Raw genomic sequence first — 275 nt, forward strand, 5'->3', positions numbered from 1 at the left:
TTATTAAAGAACTCCTTACGCGAACAACTATTGATGTTAACCATGTAAATAATCTCGGGTGGACCGCTTTAATGGAAGCCATCGTACTAAGTAATGGAAACGAAACACAGCAACAAGTCATTCAGCTTCTTATTGAGCACCGTGCAGATGTAAATATTCCAGACAACGATGGTGTTACCCCGTTAGAGCATGCTCGCGCTCATAACTTTGAAGAGATAGAGAAGATTTTGTAGAAGGGCGTAAGTAAAAAGCTAATTTTTGCCTTCCTCCCCCAC

The 275-nt window shown here is 41.1% G+C and carries 1 protein-coding gene; it reads left to right on the forward strand.

Features of this window, described 5'->3' with window-relative positions; genetic code table 11:
* A partial coding sequence (locus SB775_RS29220; protein ID WP_410864723.1) for an ankyrin repeat domain-containing protein occupies positions 1-233 on the forward strand: 233 nt, incomplete at its 5' end.
* Positions 234-275: the final 42 nt, after the last annotated feature.

It is taken from the genome of Peribacillus sp. SIMBA_075, from assembly GCF_046534585.1.